Annotated in this window: 1 protein-coding gene and 1 rRNA gene; one reads left to right on the top strand and one right to left on the bottom strand. The window is 32.4% G+C overall.

The features are described from left to right. Positions 1-901: 901 nt before the first annotated feature. Entirely contained in the window at positions 902-1,258 is a 357-nt protein-coding gene (locus ACIQXR_RS20515; protein ID WP_402876142.1) for a class I SAM-dependent methyltransferase, read from the top strand. Between the two features lie 1,007 nt (positions 1,259-2,265). Here ACIQXR_RS20515 and rrf read toward each other — a convergent pair. Beyond that, positions 2,266-2,343, bottom strand: a 5S ribosomal RNA gene (rrf, locus tag ACIQXR_RS20565); the annotation flags it as partial.

Here is a 2,343-nt window from a genome sequence, read left to right as displayed (position 1 = left end):
ACTTATTTTTAATCGCTGTGTTTTTCAGCGACCATTTCATCTTATCATTTTCTTTATAAGAAGTCAATAGTTTTTATTGTGTCATTTCTTCTAGCGATTCAGCTATAAGCAATGAAGTTTTGCGTTTGTTTTCTTAGTGCTTATTTATATTAATCCTTTTCAGTTTCAAAGTCAACACATTTAAGTGAAATACCTTATTATAATTTATTAGGATAATAATGTTCCTCCTCCATTGGATAACAAGTACCACTGACAGTACTCTTTAAGGGAAGGATTATCCCTCCACTCTTCATTTATACACAATAAGCTTTCAATGTTAATCAAGGACAATTATTACTTTCTACCATAAAGGGATAGCCTTTTAAATAAGGAGCAAATAATTTCTATATAGAGCCTTAGTCAGATATTACACACCACTCTTGTTACTCTTGCAGATATCATTCTAATATCACAATTATGAAACAAGTAAGCTGACATGAGTCTATATTAATATTAAAGGTCCATATCTAAGGTTAATGGAGAATCCCCTTATTGAACTTATGATAGAGAGCTGCACCACCAGGGGCGTAAATGAAACGAGTTCTCCTAATGTGAATGCTTAATATCCTTACACTCTGATTATACAGCTTAACTTATTAAGCGAATTTAAGTTACTTCTAACTCAAATATAACTCTTAAAACAGTCAGAGGGCATTACCCATTTACATGATACGGTGAAATTAATAACAAACGGTTCGTATTATGTTATAGGCTGTGTTAAAGATAAGGGTTGATTTTCGTAAGGGAATATTGTTTGTGAAATGTTACGCTTAAACTAACGAGGCGGTTTAGTTGAAGAAGGAGGACTTTTTATTAACTTAAAGAATAATAATTATTTTAGATCTATTAAGGGGGATTGTATATGCAATCAACAGACCCTACAACTTTTACAGAATGGGTGCAGCCACATTCGATAGAATGGTATAAACAACTTAGTGACATTCAGGGTAAATACATATATTCTTGGAATTCTACACTAACAGAGCCTAACGGAGAATCAATATTTGATAAAGAAGTAACTAAAATCACAGTTGGAAGGAAAGTATTGGATGTTGGATGTGGACACGGCGAGCTAACAAATGAATGTGGCTCGGTAGCAAAAGAAATAATAGGGTTTGATGTAACAGAAAAGTTCTTACAAGTTAGGCTAAAAGATAAAAAACCAAATGTATCTTTTGTTTTAGGAAATATAAAAAATGGATTGCCTTTTGATGGATGAATTTGATTGTGCATACATAAGGAAAGGTCCTACATCCGCATATCCATACCTTAAGAAAGTTATAAAAAGTGGTGGCAAAATAATTGGTCTCCATCCTGGAGATGAGACAAATTATTACCCCTTTTATTTCCTAACCTCTTTGATTCTTCAATAGGAACTCCAATCTTAAATCTCATTAATCATAGAATTGATATTAGTAAGTTCTCTCATTCTAAGATTGAAGCAATAAATAGTACAGAGTATATTCACTCCCCATTGGATGTTTTAAAATTACGTTGTTTCGGTCAACACCCTTCCATTTATGAAACTTTAAAAGAAAAAAACTTGTATGAAGTATCTAAGATTTTCGAGCAAAATGCCACAAAAGATGGTTTACCTATAACATTTTCTTGTTATATAGTTCGAGCAACTGTTTAATATTTTCTTTTCTGCTTCTTATAGAACTAGCAGAGGCTTTAAAGTTATAAGTCCTGGAGTTGATCTTTTTTTAGAAAATCTAAAAGGAACTGATCTAATAGCCAGTTTTATTGACTATTGCGCGCAGCTCCTCTCAATTTATTATTTTAATTTTAAATTCCAATCATGAAGATTTTGAGTTAGGTCTTTGAAATCTATAATTAATATCATGTTGAATAGAGCGTTATAAATTACTGTTTATATGCTCATTACTTTCATTATTGAGTCTACCTTCATTAATAAAAAATAACCCGCAGTATAAGGGGTACAGATAATATTTAATTTGTTATGTAATATAGACCATCGTTTATAAAAAACACAGCACTTTAAATATGAGAATAAGTTTTTTTTAATATATGAGTGTGTAGAAAGGGATAAAACTTTGGAAGTCCCCTCCACCTTATAACGTAATTTGTAAAACTATTGCTAAAATAAGATATGAATTTAATTCTTTATTTATAGGTAAAGCTCTTTCCCTCTACAAAAGTAACCCATGTTCCATTTTTATTGAGAACACAAAAAAGGCCAGCCTAGTGGCTGACCTTGAAATGGCTTGGCGGCGTCCTACTCTCACAGGGGGAAACCCCCAACTACCATCGGCGCTGAAGAGCTTAACTGCCGTGTTCGGA

Origin of the sequence: Peribacillus sp. NPDC097224 (assembly GCF_044761985.1) — a bacterium.
In the GTDB taxonomy this organism is placed as follows: domain Bacteria; phylum Bacillota; class Bacilli; order Bacillales; family DSM-1321; genus Peribacillus.
The sequence above is the reverse complement of the archived record's forward strand: the minus strand, read 5'-3'. Positions and strand labels throughout refer to the sequence as shown.